The 14007-nt window shown below is 72.8% G+C and carries 10 protein-coding genes, 1 tRNA gene and 1 riboswitch; of the genes, 4 read left to right on the forward strand and 7 right to left on the reverse strand.

What is annotated here, in order from left to right:
- Positions 1-17: 17 nt before the first annotated feature.
- The 4 genes from ACQEVU_RS14315 to ACQEVU_RS14330 all read right to left on the reverse strand — a co-directional run bounded on the left by ACQEVU_RS14315 (position 18) and on the right by ACQEVU_RS14330 (position 5131).
- Complete coding sequence (locus ACQEVU_RS14315) at positions 18-824, reverse strand: class I SAM-dependent methyltransferase (protein WP_433323531.1); 807 nt, start codon at positions 822-824, stop codon at positions 18-20.
- Between the two features lie 78 nt (positions 825-902).
- Entirely contained in the window at positions 903-3518 is a 2616-nt protein-coding gene (locus ACQEVU_RS14320) for an ATP-binding protein (RefSeq protein WP_433323533.1), read from the reverse strand.
- Positions 3519-3657: 139 nt separating this feature from the next.
- Positions 3658-3753: transfer RNA gene (locus tag ACQEVU_RS14325), tRNA-Sec, on the reverse strand.
- A gap of 22 nt (positions 3754-3775) precedes the next feature.
- Complete coding sequence (locus tag ACQEVU_RS14330) at positions 3776-5131, reverse strand: M1 family metallopeptidase (RefSeq protein ID WP_433323535.1); 1356 nt, start codon at positions 5129-5131, stop codon at positions 3776-3778.
- 262 nt (positions 5132-5393) lie between these two features.
- On the opposite strand from ACQEVU_RS14330, the gene ACQEVU_RS14335 reads away from it, so the two are divergent.
- Complete coding sequence (locus ACQEVU_RS14335) at positions 5394-7205, forward strand: discoidin domain-containing protein (protein ID WP_433323537.1); 1812 nt, start codon at positions 5394-5396, stop codon at positions 7203-7205.
- A gap of 54 nt (positions 7206-7259) precedes the next feature.
- Here the strand turns inward: ACQEVU_RS14335 and ACQEVU_RS14340 are convergent, their stop codons facing one another.
- Both ACQEVU_RS14340 and ACQEVU_RS14345 read right to left on the reverse strand, forming a co-directional pair.
- On the reverse strand, positions 7260-7814 hold the full coding sequence (locus ACQEVU_RS14340) for an N-acetyltransferase family protein (RefSeq protein WP_433323539.1): 555 nt from the start codon (positions 7812-7814) through the stop codon (positions 7260-7262).
- A gap of 19 nt (positions 7815-7833) precedes the next feature.
- A riboswitch (SAM riboswitch) is annotated at positions 7834-7949 on the reverse strand.
- 45 nt (positions 7950-7994) lie between these two features.
- Positions 7995-8780 (reverse strand): alpha/beta fold hydrolase, encoded by a 786-nt coding sequence (locus ACQEVU_RS14345; protein ID WP_433323541.1) that lies wholly within the window; start codon positions 8778-8780, stop codon positions 7995-7997.
- Between the two features lie 200 nt (positions 8781-8980).
- Here ACQEVU_RS14345 and ACQEVU_RS14350 point away from each other — a divergent pair, with 200 nt between their 5' ends.
- Positions 8981-9373, forward strand: coding sequence for a hypothetical protein (locus ACQEVU_RS14350; RefSeq protein ID WP_433323543.1), 393 nt, complete (start codon positions 8981-8983; stop codon positions 9371-9373).
- Here the strand turns inward: ACQEVU_RS14350 and ACQEVU_RS14355 are convergent, their stop codons facing one another.
- Positions 9374-9886 carry a GNAT family N-acetyltransferase gene (locus ACQEVU_RS14355; protein WP_433323545.1) on the reverse strand — a complete coding sequence of 171 codons (513 nt, stop codon included), beginning with the start codon at positions 9884-9886 and terminating at the stop codon, positions 9374-9376. It lies immediately after the preceding gene.
- A gap of 83 nt (positions 9887-9969) precedes the next feature.
- On the opposite strand from ACQEVU_RS14355, the gene ACQEVU_RS14360 reads away from it, so the two are divergent.
- Positions 9970-13155, forward strand: coding sequence for a BTAD domain-containing putative transcriptional regulator (locus tag ACQEVU_RS14360; RefSeq protein ID WP_433323547.1), 3186 nt, complete (start codon positions 9970-9972; stop codon positions 13153-13155).
- The gene (locus ACQEVU_RS14365) at positions 13152-13937 is read left to right on the forward strand and encodes an SMP-30/gluconolactonase/LRE family protein (protein ID WP_433323549.1); all 786 of its coding nucleotides are present in this window, start codon (positions 13152-13154) and stop codon (positions 13935-13937) included. Before ACQEVU_RS14360 ends, ACQEVU_RS14365 begins: the two co-directional genes overlap by 4 nt.
- Positions 13938-14007: the final 70 nt, after the last annotated feature.

The raw sequence follows: 14007 nt of genomic DNA on the forward strand, positions 1-14007 counted from the left end.
TCCCGCCGCTGCGCTCCTCATCGTGCGCCCGGCGTGCGGATGACGACCTCGAGGTAGTCCATTTTGAGCACCAGCGTCGCGTCGTCGGAGACGTCGAACTCCTTGACCGTCTCCACCATCTCGCGTCTGAGTTGAGCCGCACTCTGCGGGTTGAGCGTGGCGAGGGCCTTATGGGTGGGGCCGTAGCACGTGGCGAAGAACTCTGCCTGGTGCTCGGCCGACAGAAAGCGCCAGTGGAAGGACCGCTTGGGCGCGGAGATGGTGACGTGGGGGCCGAACAACTCGCGCAGGCGCGCCTCGCTGCCCCACTCGACCGGTGGCCGGATCCCCGGCGGTGCGGGGACATGGCGGCCGATGGCTCGGAAGAGCGCACCGACGTAGCTGTCGGGAGTCCAGTTCACCATCGCGATGCGACCGCCGGGACGGCAGACCCGGAGAAGTTCGCGGGCCGTCTGTTGCTGGTCAGGGGCGAACATCGCACCACAGGTCGACAGGACCGCGTCGAAGGAGCCGTCGGGGAACGGCAGATCCTCGGCGTCCGCCTCCTGGAACGTCGCCTGCAGTCCCTCCGCCTCAGCCCGTTGACGTGCGCGGACGAGCAGCGACGGGACGTAGTCGACGCCGGTGACCTGGCAGAACCGGCGGGCGGCGGCCAGCGCCGCGTTGCCGCTGCCGCAGGCCACGTCGAGCACCCGCTCGCCGGCCCGCAGGTCGGCCGCTTCGCAGAGCAATTCGGCGGTGAGTGGGAATCGGGCGCCTACGGCGGCGTAGTCGCCGGACGCCCAGGCGACCTGCTGGCGCTGTTTGATGGTGGCAATGTCCATGACGGTTCCTCCCTTGGGTTGACCTGGGAGGCTGAACGTTATGGGAGCGACCGGTGCTGGCGGATCGGGAACGGTTCCCTAATTCCCGGGTTTCGCCTCCCCAGTTCCCGCAGGTGTCACGCCGAGTCCGCGGGCCGCCGCGGCGGCCTGGTGTCGCGTGCCGACCCCGAGTTTGCGCAACAGCGCGGAGACGTGATGTCCAACGGTCTTGGGCGAAAGGCAGAGCCGCGCCGCAATCTCGGCATCGGTCAGACCCTCGACCAGCAGTCGGAGCACCTCGACCTGTCGGTTGCTGAGGCCGGCCGGGTTGGCGGCCGTGGCTCGCGTCGGCCCGGCGGGGATACGCAGCGTGCCTCGGCGGCGCAGTTCGCGGCGTAGCCGCAGGGCGGTCTGGCGCGCGCCCAGGCCGTCCAACAGGGCCAGCGCCTGCATGCGGGCATCATCGTCACCGCCGGACATCAACGCGAGGGCCTGGTGGTAGGGCCAGCCGAGCCCATGCCACGCCTCGGCGGCGCCTCGCCAGTCCCCGGCCAGCAGGAGTCGGTGCGGCGCCGCCATCAACGCCGGGGCGAGTGGCGGCCCGCCGGCCATTCGCGCCCAGAGGGCGAGTTCGCCGCCGAACCACGGGTGCCGCGCCTGCTCCGCCATCGGGTACACGGCCGCGACCTCCTCGACGGCGCGGCCATCGTCCCCGCTGAGCCAGGCATGCTCGGCCCGGGCCGCTGCCACGGGCGCGATCCACTGCAGCTCGCTCGTGGCGAAGGCGCGCTCGGTGGCCTCCTGCAGCGTGGCCGCGGCCGCGGGATCTCCACGCCGGGCCTGCACCAGGCCCAGCGGCACCAGGGCGTCGACGATCCGGCCGCCACCGGACACCCGCTCGGCCAGCGCCGCCCGAGCGTCCTGTTCCGCGCCGGCCCAGTCGCCCAGATCCAGGCGGACGCGGGCCCGGTGCCCGAGCACGTGCTGGACCCAGCCGGCCAATTCGTGTTGCTGTACGAATGCAAGTGCCCGATCGAGATCCTGCCGGGCACGGTCGTGGTGGCGCAGTTCGGCGCCGATCGTCGCGAGGTTCCCGATCGCCCGGGCCGCGTGGTCCTCGAGGCCGGCCCCGACAGCCATCTGGAAAGCCTCCTCCAGCTCGACCCGGCCGCCCGGGTCGTTCGCCTGCAGCCGGGCCGAGCCGATGTTCGTCAGCGCGTGGGTCGACGCCTCGACGTCGTTGAGCTCGCGGGCCAGCGTCAGTGCCTGTCCGGCCCAGTGCATGGCCGGCTCGAGCCGACCGGCCAGCATGTCCAGTTGCGACTGGTTGCTGTACGCCAGGGCCAGCTGCCGGCCGGCCGGCAGGGCCCCCAGCACGGCGATGGCGCGGGCCGCGGCCGACTCGGCGTCACGCCGGTTGCCTGCCCACCAATGCATGCGAGACAGCCAACGCAGCCCTTCGCCGACTCGTTCCCGGTCGCCTGCTGCCTCCCGCAGGCGCACCGAGGACTGGCGCGCTGCAACCGCGACGTCAGCGAGCCCCGACAGGTACGCCTCGACCGAGTAGCCCTCGAACAGGTCGGCACGGGCCGGCACCGGGAGCCGATCCGCGTGGGCGAGGGCCGCCCGGTACTGCGCGACGGCCTCCCGGTGGGCCGCCACTGCCGCGGCCTGCTGGGCCGCCACCGGCGCGTAACGCAGGACGGCGTCAACGTCGCCGGCCTCACGGGCGTGATGGGCCAGGCGGGCAACGTCAACCGGCTCGCCGCTGCCGGCCAACGCAGCCAGCACCTCCCGGTTCAGCCGGCGACGCTTCAGCACCGACAGCGATCCCTCCACGGCCCGCCGCAGAAGCTCATGTCGGAACCCGATCCGTTCGGAGTCCATCACCAGCAGAACGGACGCCACCCCCGCCTCGACGCCCGATGTCGCCGGCCGCGCCACCGCCTCCAACAGCCACGGCTCGACCCGGTTCGGTACCACGGAGACCAGCTGCACGGCCTCCCGTGCCGGTCGCGGCAGTCCCGCCAACCGGGCCAGTACGAGGTCCCGGACAGTGTGCGGCACCCTGGAGTCCGCAGCGGCCAGCACCTCGGTGAGGAGCAGCGGATTGCCGCCGGTGAGTGCCCGCAGGCCGACGTCGGGACGCCCGGCCCGCCTTGCCATTTCCGCCACTGCGGCCTCGGACAAGGACGCTAACCGGACCCGCCGTACGGCGTCCGCCGGCAGGCGACCGATCACAGTGAGCAGCGGATGGTCGGCGCCCAGCTCGTCGTCGCGGTAGGTCACGAGCAGTAACGCCGGTGTGTGCTCCATCCGGCGCCCCAGAAACACCAAGAGGTCCAGCGTGGCCTCGTCGGCCCAGTGTGCGTCCTCCACGACCACGACGTGCCGTCGCGCCGCCAGCGCCAGGTGACCGAGCAACGCCGCGAAGATCGTCTCGCGTCGACCCGACGCCAGCGCTTCGCTCAGCCGGCCCCCGACCTCGCGGGCGATGTCATACACCGGGCCCAGGGCCTGTGGTGTCAGCAGCGGGTCGCACGAGCCCATGAGGAAGTCGGCCTCCGCCGAGCGCCGCTGGCGGAACCGCTTGACCAGCGCCGACTTGCCAATGCCCGCCTCACCGGCGAGCAGCACGACGCCACCACGCGACGAGAGACCGGCCAGTCCGGCGTCGAGCTCGTCCAATGCGGCGGCGCGTTCGAGCAGATCCACAGATAACGACCGTACGGCACCGACGGTCCCATGGACGCGGCAGCGATCCGGACTCGAGACACCCAGGAACCAACTGGGGTTCGGAGTCGACTCGCCTGCATTGATCCAGCCGAACCCCGAAGGCGTGGAGGATGCTGGTTGGCGGAGACGGACGGGAATCGAACCCGCCTGGCCCGGATGCCGGGCCACCTCGGTTTTGAAGACCGGGAGGGGCACCAGCCGCCCTCACGCCTCCGCCGACCACCTTAGTGCAGGGCTCAGCCGTCGATGCGGTGCGTCGTCCAGAACGACGTCAGGCTCGTCGAGCCGGCGGCGGACTGGGCGGCGGCCTTGAAGTCCGGGACCGTCGAGACGCCGTACCAGTGGGACTGGGCGTACGCGTACATCATGTTCGTCATCGCCGTCGTGCCCAAGGTGCGGCGCAGGTCGTGCAGGGCGCATTTGCCGTAGCCGTAGACGACCGTGGAGTAGCGGCTCGAGTGGGCGTCCCAGTATGCCATCGAGCTGGTCAGGCGCTCGCTCGACGACTGCCACGTCACCGAGTTCCAGCAGTTGGTGCCGGTGCGGCCGAAGTAGAGGTCCGTGGCGTAGTCGGTGAACGCCTCGTCCAGCCACGGCGTGGTGTACTCGTCGTCGCCCACGATTCCATAAAACCACTGGTGGGCCAGCTCGTGGGCCAGTGCGTTGCTGGAGACGACGTCGAGCACGAAGCCGGGGTATTCCATGCCGCCGAACCAGAAGTTGTTGTCCAGCACCACGTCCGCCTCACCGTACGGGTAGGCGCCGAAGCGGGACGAGTGCGCGTCCAGGGCGTTCTCGGCCGTGGTGAGCATCGACTGGGCGCTGCTCGAGCTGATGGCGCTGGTGCGGTACACGTTGACGCGGTAACCGGCCGGGGAGACGCCGGTGATCTTCGTGAACGGGCCGGCGGCCCAGGCGAAGTCGCGGACCTGGGTGGCCACCGCGTGCGTCACCGTGCGGCCGCTCGCGCCGGGCGTGTCCGTGGACGTGCCGGTCGCGGGGACCGCCAGGGCGGTGGGGTGGTCCAAGGTCACGTCGAAGTCGCTGATGAGGCTGTAGAACGACTCGCCGTTGTTCGTGTACGGGTCGAGGTGCCAGCCGGCGCCGTCGCGCACGGCGAGCACCGGCAGGGCGTTGCCGATGAAGTTGTACGCCCCGTCGCTGCCGAACCGGTCCGCGCCGCTCGGCACCGTGATGGACAGGTCGAAGCCGATCGACGCCGAAGCGTTCTGGGGCAGGGACGCGGGCAGCGTGACCTTCAGGGCGGTGCAGCCGACGGTGAGCGCACCCGCCGTACCGCCGGAAAGGTTGCTGACCGTGATCGGGGTGCCGGACGGGCACGTGCCGTGGTAGTTGTCCCACAGGCGCAGATAGACCTCGCTCAGCGCGGTCGGGGACGTGTTGGTGAACGTGATCGCCTGGTGGCCGGTCCACGAGGCGCCGGTGCTGTTGCTGGTGAGCGTGACGGTGTAGCGGGCCAGGCCCGGGGTGCGGGTCGTGTCGACCGCGGCGTGCGCCGCGGGGGCGAACGCCACGGCGGCGACGATGCTGGTGGCCGCGGCGGTGAGCGCGGCCCGGATGCGGAGGTTCATCCTCGGATTCCCTTCGTGGGGGGTGCGGTCAGCATCGGAGCGATACTCATGCATGTCAATGAATGACCACCCTTGTCGCATCCCGCGCGCTCCCGGCAGGAAATCGCTCTCCGCCCTTGACTTCCCAGGGGTCGGTGTTGGTAGCGTGCGACTGAGAGAGCGCTCTCTAATCCCTCTCACAGCGCCCGCCGGCCGTGCCGATCCGCCATCGGCACGCCCCAACCATGCGGCCGGTCGGACGCGCACCCCACGAGGAGAGCCCATGCACAACCTCGAATCGCAGCACCGGCGCCCGCCGCGCCGGATCAAGGGCTGGGCCGCGGGCGTCACCGCCGCGGCGACGCTCGGGCTGGTGGCCATCACCGCCGTCGCGTATGCCGGTACCAGCAGTGATGCGAAGGCCGGCGCCGGGACGCAGGTGGCGCAGCTGGCGGCCGCGGCCGCGCCCGTTCCGCCGGCCGGGTTCACGCTGACCTGGAGCGATGAGTTCAACGGTGCCGCGGGCACCGGCGTGAACACGGGTACGTGGAAGTACGACACGGGGCCGGGCAGCTCGTTCGGTACCGGTGAGATCGAGACGATGACCAACAGCACGGCCAACGTGTTCCAGGACGGCAACGGGCACCTGGTGCTGCGGGCCCTGCACTCGGGCACCGACCCGCGGGCGGGCTGGACGTCCGGGCGCATCGAGACGCAGGCGGCCACGTTCGGCGCGGACGCCGGCGACGTGGTGCGCATGGAGTCCTCGATCCAGCAGCCCAATGTGACGACGGCGAACGGGGCGGGGTACTGGCCGGCGTTCTGGATGCTCGGTTCGACGCTGCGGACCGGTACGCCGTGGCCGACGAGTGGTGAGGTCGACATTCTGGAGGACATCAACGGGCGTAGCTCGGTGTTCGGGACGCTGCACTGCGGGACGAACCCGGGTGGTCCGTGTAACGAGTCGACCGGTCTGGGTAGTGGTGAGCGTGCGTGTGCCGGGTGTCAGACCGGGTATCACACGTATGCGGTGGAGATTGACCGGTCGAAGTCGCCGGAGGAGATCCGGTGGTACCTCGACGGTGCCAACTACTTCACGCTGCCGGCGACGCGGGTGGACGCGACGACGTGGAACAACGCGGTGCACCACCCGTTCTTCATCATCTACGACCTTGCGATGGGCGGCGGCTTCCCCGACGCGTTCGGTGGCGGCCCCAACGCCAGCACCATCTCCGGCGGCCAGATGAACATCGACTGGGTCGCGGTCTACAACAAGAAGGGCGGCACGACGACGCCGCCGCCCGGCAACAACATCGCCCAGGGCAAGCCGACCACGGCCTCCTCGAGCGAGAACGCCACCCTCGGTGCCGGCAACGCCACCGACGGCAACACGGGCACCCGCTGGTCGAGCGCGTTCAGCGACCCGCAGTGGCTGCAGGTCGACCTGGGCCAGTCGTACAACATCACCAACGTCAACCTGAACTGGGAGGCCGCCTACGCGAAGGCCTTCCAGATCCAGACGTCCAACGACGGCACCAACTGGACGAGCATCTACAGCACCACGACGGGAACCGGCGGCAACCAGACGCTCAACGTGACCGGCTCCGGACGCTACGTGCGCATGTACGGCACGCAGCGCGCCACCGCCTACGGTTACTCGCTGTACGAGTTCGGTCTCGCCGGTACTCCCGGCGGCGGCACGGGCGGCGGCAACCTGCTCTCCCAGGGCCACCCGACCACGGCCTCGTCGAGCGAGAACGCCGGCACTGCGGCGGGCAACGCCACCGACGGCAACACCGGCACGCGCTGGTCGAGCGGCTTCAGCGACCCGCAGTGGCTGCAGGTCGACCTCGGCGCCACGCACAGCATCAGCAAGGTGAACCTGAACTGGGAGGCCGCCTACGCGAAGGCGTTCCAGATCCAGACGTCCAACGACGGCACCAACTGGACGAACATCTACAGCACCACCACCGGCACGGGCGGCAACCAGACGCTCAACGTGACCGGCTCCGGGCGCTACGTGCGCATGTACGGCACGCAGCGCGCGACGCAGTACGGCTACTCGCTGTGGGAGTTCCAGGTCTACGGCAGCTGACCTCGCCGATCGGGGGCGCCGGGTCCGCTGGGCCCGGCGCCCCCGCCAGTGACGTCAGGCGGTGCGGAGGGTTGCGGCGTCCGGCCAGGCCATCCGGAGCTTGTTCGGGGCGCCGTTGAGCCACGCCGGGTTGCCGGCGGGCGCTGACACCGCCACCGTCTCCACGCACGTCCCGCCGCGGGCGGCGTAGAACGCCTGCGCCGCGGTGTTCTGCTGCAGCACCCAGAGGTACATCGCGTCGCCGGCGGCGCGTTCACCGATCGCCTCGGCGGCCCGGCCCAGCAGCCGCGTGCCGAGGCCCCCGCGGCGCCGGTCGTGCACGACGTGGAGGTTGTCGACGAGGCTGCCCCACCGCGGGTCGTCGTCGAACACGACGTGGACAAAGCCCTCGAGCCGCCCGTCCCGCTCGGCGAGCACCGTCTCGGTGCCGGCGGGGGAGGCGAGCTTCGCCGTCCACACCGCAATGCGGTCGGCTTCGACGTCGCCGTCGAGGAAGGCGTCGGCGTAGGCGCCGCGGTAGTGGCGGCGCCAACTGTCCGCGTGCAGCAGCGCCACCCGCTCGGCGTCCTGCGGCCCCGCCGGACGGAACTCGACCTCGGACACGATCACTCGGCATGCACCCCTCGGGCGTCGCGGCTTGCCCGGCGCCCATCGCGCCGAGCCCGGTCATCACCCGGAGCACCCCGCCCGCGAACGAAGGGTTGCCGACCAGCGAGCCGGGGCTTGACGCTGGTGCTCATGACCGCGGCCCAACGCTAGCACCATCATCGATCGCCCGTTGCGGGCCCCTCAGTCCGGCAGCGACAGAAACTCCTCGACCAGCGACGGCAGCGTCGGGGCGGCCGTCGCGTCGTAGTGGGTGCGGCCGGGCAGGATCGCCAGCCGGTTGGGGCCGCGCTTGGAGCCGTCCCACTCCGCGTCGCGCAGGCCGCCGCCGAGCAGCGCGTAGAACTCGGCGATGTGGGACGGCGGGACGGAGTCGGCGTCGGCGTAGACGAGCATGGTCGGTGCCGTGATCCGCGCGGCCTCGGCCGACCAGTCGTAGTCGCGGCGCAGCATCTCGCCGAGCTTCGTGGCCAGGACCGGCCAGTCCTCCACCCGCGGCGCGACGCGCTCGTAGGCCGCGTAGAGCGGCGAGGCCTTCATTCCTTCCGCCATCTCCGGCCCGATCTGCGCCATCCCGGCGCGCACCTCCGGGAACCAGCCCGTGCGCCGCACCGGCGTCGACATGACGATCAGCCGCCGCACGACGTCGGGGTGCTGGATGGCGACCCGCAGCGCCGTGCCCGCTCCGAGCGAGTAGCCGAACACATCGGCCCGCTCGAGCCCAAGGTGCCGGATCAGCGCCGCGACGTCGTCGCCGAGCGTCTCATACCGCAACGGGCGGTCCGCGTCCGGCGTGTGCCCGTGGCCCTGCAGCTCGACGGCGATGACCCGCCGTCGCCGGGCGAGGGTTTCGAGCAACGGGCCGAACAGCTCAACCGTCCAGAACCCGCCGTGCAGGAGCACCAGCGGCTCGCCGCCGCCATGCTCCTCGTACCACAACGAGACCCCGTTCACCTCCGCGTACGTCATGCACACGACCCTAGTCGCGGGGTACGACAAAAACGACTGAACGGCGGGGCACCCGAAACTGTGGTGGTCATCGATACTTCGTCCATGGCCCCTGCTCGAGCCCGAGCAGCAGCTGCGGCGCGACATCACGGCGCGCGGCGGGGTCCGGACCGCGAAGTGGGTCGTCCACTACGGCGACGGCTGAGCGTACGCTGGCCGCCGTGATCGAGAGGCCCAGCCAGAAGTGGCGGCGCGAGGTGGCGCAGCAGTCGGCGGCCGTGGCCGCGGGAACGTTGCCGGCCGACGAGGCGTACGCCATCACGTTCTTCCCGCCCGACTTCACCGAGGCCGTCGACGCCGCCCTGGTCGCCTACGAGCGGGAGATCGCCGGCCGGCCGCCCGGCGGCGGTGACGGCGCGATCTGGGTCGCCGTCGAGCGGGTGGCCAACGCGCTCAACGACGCCGACGACGGCAGCATCGAGACCACGATCCGCGAGGAGCTCTCGGAGTACATCGACCAGGTCCTGGTCGAGCACGGCATCGACGTCGAGGGGCTCGCCGAGCGCCGCGGCGCCGACCCGGCCGACCTGGCCGGGGAGTGGCGCGACTGGTAGTCAGCCGCGCCGCGCGGACCACTCCGGGCGGAGGAGGCCGAAGACCACGCTGTCGTGGTACCGGCCGTCCGTCTCCAGGGAGAACTCGCGCAGCGTGCCCTCGCGGGTGAAGCCCAGGCGCTCCAGCAGGCGGACCGAGCGGGTGTTGGCGGCGATCGTGTGGGCCTGCACGCGGTGCAGGCGCATCGCCGTGAAGCCGTGGCGCAGGATCGCGGCGGCCGCCTCGGATGCGTAGCCGCGGCCCCAGTGCGCCGCCGCCATGTCGCAGCCCACCTCGGCGCGGCGGTGCTGGCGGTGCCAGCTGTGCAGGCCCATCAGGCCGATCACGGTGCCGTCGAGCTCCAGCGCCCAGTGGCGGCGCAGGTCGGCGGCCGACTCGGCGACGAGGTACTCCACGAACGCCTCCGCCTCGGCGACGGTGCGCAACGGGTCGTCGTTGTACCGCTGGACGTCCGGGTCGCCGCGGAACACCAGCACGTCGGCGGCGTCGGCGACGGTAGGCTCGCGAAGCACGAGCCGTTCCGTGCGAATCGGCTGCAGGGCCACGAGCGGCAGCCTAGAGCACCGGACACGAGGGGGGTGCAGCAATCGGCGGCGTGTGGATCGGCCTGCTGGGACCGCTCGAGGTCCGCGACGGCGACGGCGCGCCCGTCGAGGTCGGCGGGGCGCGGCTGCGCGTCCTGGTGACGCTGCTGGCGCTGGAGCCGGGGCGGGTGGTCAGCGCGGCGCGGCTGGTCGACGGCGTCTGGGGCGAGCACCCGCCGTCCGGGGCCGGTAACGCGCTGCAGTCGCTGGTCTCCCGGCTGCGCCGGGCGCTGCCCGACGGGGTGCTGCAGGCCCGGCCGACCGGATACGTGCTGGACGTCGAGCCGGGCGCCGTCGACCACGTGCGGTTCGAGGAGCTGGTCCGCCGGGCCCGGGCGGAGGCCGAGCCCGCCCTCGCGGTCGCGGCGTTGCGGGAGGCCGAGGCGCTCTGGCGCGGGCCGGCGCTCGCCGACGCCGACGACGCCGCGTTCGCCCGGCCGTGGCGGGCCCGCCTGGACGAGCTGCGCTTCGCCGCCATCGAGGACCGCATCGAGGCCGAGCTGGGGATCGGGGAGCGGGTCGTCGCCGAGCTCGAGGCCCTGGTGTCGGCGCATCCGCTGCGGGAGCGGCTGGTCGGGCTGCTGATGCGGGCGCTCGCCGACGCCGGGCGCGGTGCCGAGGCGCTCACCGCGTTCGAGCGCTTCCGCGGGCGCCTCGCCGACGAGCTCGGCGCCGACCCGTCGCCGCAGCTGGTCGAGGTACACCTGGCGATCCTGCGCGGCGAGACCGAGCGGGATCCGGCGCCGGGCAACCTGCGGGCCGCCCTGACCAGCTTCGTCGGGCGGGACGCCGACGTCGGCGCGGTCCGGCGGCTCGTCGCCGACGGGCGCCTCGTGACGCTCGTCGGGCCGGGCGGGGCCGGCAAGACGCGACTGTCCGTGGAGACCGGGCGCACGCTGCGCGAGGCGATTCCCGACGGGGTGTGGCTGGTCGAGCTGGCCCCGGTCACCGACGCCGGCGACATCATCCAGGCCGTGTGGGCGGCGCTGGGGCTGCGCGATCCCGCCGGGCGGCCGGCGCAGGGGCTGCGCGGCGGCGGGGGCGACACCGACGGCTCCGACGGGCCGGGGCGGCTGGCCGACGCGCTCGCGTACCGCCGGCTGATGCTCATCCTCGACAACTGCGAACACGTCATCGGTGCGGCCGCGGCGCTCGCCGAGCGGCTGCTGGGGGAGTCGCCGCACCTGCGGATCCTGGCGACCAGCCGCGAGCCGCTCGGCATCACCGGCGAGGTGCTCTACGGCGTGGAGCCGCTGTCGCTGCCGCCGGCCGGGGCGGACCCCGCGGCCGCCGCGACGTTCCCGTCGGTCCGTCTGTTTCAAGACCGGGCCGCAGCGGTACGGCCAGGGCTCTCCCTCGACAGCGCCACCGCGGACGCCGCCGTGCGGATCTGCCGCGCGCTGGACGGCATGCCCCTGGCCATCGAGCTCGCCGCCGCCCGCTGCCGCACGCTCACCCCGGCGCAGATCGCCGATCGGCTCGACGACCGCTTCCGGCTGCTCAACCGCGGCAGCCGCACCGCCCGGCCGCGGCACCAGACCCTGCGCGCCGTCGTCGACTGGAGCTGGGACCTGCTCGCCGAGCCCGAGCGGGTGATGCTGCGCCGGCTGGCGACCTTCCCCGGCGGCGCCACCGTCGAGTCGGCCGCCGCCGTGTGCGACCCCGACGGGCGCCTCGGCGACCCGGAGGAGCTGCTCACCACGCTCGCCGAGAAGTCGCTGCTGATCGCCGGCGACGACCTGCGGTACCGCATGCTGGAAACCATCCGCGCCTACGGCCTGGAACGCCTCGACGAACACGGCGAGACCGACGAGCTGCGGCGCCGGCACGGCGCCTGGTTCCTGGCGCTCGCCGAGCGCCTCGAGCCGGGGCTGCGCACCTCGCGGCAGCTGGAGTCCCTCGCCGAGCTCAACGCCGAGCACGACAACCTGCACGGCGCGCTGCGGCGGGCCATCGCCGCCGGCGACACCGACCTCGCCGTGCGGCTCGTCTCGTGCGTCGGCTGGTACTGGTGGCTCGGCGGGCACCGCGTCGAGGGCGCCGCCCTGGCCAGTGCCGCGCTGTCGATGCCCGGCGCGGCCGACCCGGACGCCCGCGCGATGGCGTGCGGCGTCGCCGCCGTCAACGGCTTCGACGGGCTCGGCGACACCGAGATGCTGGACCGGTGGTTCCACGAGGCCATGGGGTACTCCGGCAACCACCCCATGTTCCGGCTCTTCCAGGTCGTCGCGTACCTCTACCGGGAGGGCCCGACCAGCGCCGTCCTCGAGCGGATCGGCACGCTCTCCGACGACCCCGACCCGTGGATCGCCGGGCTGGGCCGGCTCCTCGTCGGGCACACCCTCATGAACGTCGGCGGGCGCTTCGGCGAGGCGCAGGCCGCCTTCGCCTCGTCGCTGGCCCGCTTCCGCAGCATCGGCGAGCGCTGGGGCATGTCGTTCGCGCTGGCCGCGATGGCCGAGGTCGCCGGGCGCGAGGGCCGGCACGCCGAGGCGATCGCGTACTTCGAGGAGGCCCTGACCTACCTGCGCGCGCTCGGCGCCACCGAGGACCGGCCGGTGACGGAGGTGCGCCTCGGCCAGGAGTACCTCCTCGTCGGCGAGGACGAGCGCGCCGAGGAGATCTTCGCCGAGGCCCGCCGCACCGCGCTGCGCTCCGGGGTGCCCGACAGCATCGCCTTCGTGGAGTACGCCGCCGCCGACCGGGCCCTGCGCGCCGGCGACCTCGACCAGGCCCGCGTCCGCTTCGCCCGGGCGTTCGAGCTCGTCGGCGGCAACCGCGTCTCGCCGCAGATGCTGGGCCTGGTGCACAGCGGCCGCGCGCTCGTGCTCGCCCACGGCGGCGACCACGCCGGCGCCGCGTCCGGGCTGCGCACGGCGATCCGGCACGGGCGGTCGGCGTTCGACGGCGCGATGATCGGCGCCGCGATCGACGACGGCGCCGAGGCCGCGCTGCTGGCCGGCGACGCCCGCCGCGCGCTGGTGCTGCTCGCGGCCGCCGACACCGTCCGCGGCGGATCGGACCTGACCCGGCCGTGGACCGCCGGCGTCGCCGAGCGGGCCCGGGCCGCCCTGAGCGCCGAGGAGGCCGAGGCCGCGGCCGATGAGGGCCGCAAGGCCACGATCGAGAACATTCTCGAATATTTTCCGGCGGCGGATGTCGAGAACGGCGGGGCCGGCGGCGACGTACCCGCATGACACTGCTTGACGGATTGCAGCTGCCCGAGTCCGCCCGCTGGCACGACGGGCGGCTGTGGCTGGCGAACTGGGGCGGCGGGGAGATCCTCGCCGTCGACCCGGCGGGCGGCGCCGAGGTGATGCTGCGCCTCGACGCGTTCCCGATGTGCTTCGACTGGCTGCCCGACGGGCGGCTGCTCGTCCTCGACGGCGGCCGGCGGCGCCTGCTGCGCCAGGAGACCGACGGCACCCTCACCACCGTCGCCGACCTGCGCGCGGTCGCCGACGCGGCGTGGAACGAGATCGCCGTCGACGCGGCCGGCAACGCCTACGTCAACAGCATCGGCTTCGACTTCCCCGGCGGCGAGTTCCGGCCCGGCGTGGTGGCGCTCGTCACGCCCGGCGGCGACGTGCGCCGCGTGGCCGGCGACCTCATGTTCCCCAACGGGATGCTCGTCACGCCCGGCGGCGAGCTCGTCGTCGCCGAGTCCTACGCCGGCCGGCTCACCGCGTTCCGCATCGCGCCCGGCGGCGACCTGACCGACCGGCGGGAGCTGGCGGTCGTGCCGGACGCCGCGCCCGACGGCATCTGCCTCGATCAGGGATTCATCTGGTACGCCGAGGTGCCGGGCCGCAGGTGCGTCCGCGTCTCGCCGGACGGTCAGGTCGACCGGGTCGTCGAGGCCGGGCATGGCTGCTTCTCGTGCGCGGTCGGCGACGGGACGCTGTTCATGCTCACCGCCGAATGGACCGGGGCCGGCGTGGCCCCGGGCAGCGGGAGAGTGGTGGCCGTCACCCTGTAGCGGCGTAAATGCGTTGTCCGATCCCCGGCCGCGGCGCAGGCTAGGAGACCGCCGCAACTCACCCGGGGGA

Source organism: Dactylosporangium sp. CA-139066 (genome assembly GCF_050936175.1).
GTDB lineage: Bacteria > Actinomycetota > Actinomycetes > Mycobacteriales > Micromonosporaceae > Dactylosporangium.